We start from the raw sequence: 248 nt of genomic DNA on the forward strand, positions 1-248 counted from the left end.
CTCCAGCACCAGCGCCGGATACGCGGCGTGCAACAGCTCGATCAGCGTCGGCAGCCAGGTCTGCACGATGGTCTCGGCCACGCCGATGCGCACCGTGCCCGTCATGACGTTCTGCTCGAGCGCCGCCTCGAACATGTCGCGCCGCACTTGCAGCATGCGCTCGGCGTGCGACAGCAGTTCATGGCCCTTGGCGGTCAGCTTGACGCCGCGGGCGTCACGCTCGAACAGGCGCACGCCCAGCGCTTCCT

1 pseudogene is annotated in these 248 nt (G+C 68.5%); it reads right to left on the reverse strand.

The annotated features are described in order from the left end of the window. A pseudogene (locus SB771_RS36175) lies at positions 1–248 on the reverse strand (LysR family transcriptional regulator); the annotation flags it as partial.

The organism is Burkholderia sp. SIMBA_051 (assembly GCF_046534915.1).
In the GTDB taxonomy this organism is placed as follows: Bacteria; Pseudomonadota; Gammaproteobacteria; order Burkholderiales; family Burkholderiaceae; genus Burkholderia; species Burkholderia ambifaria.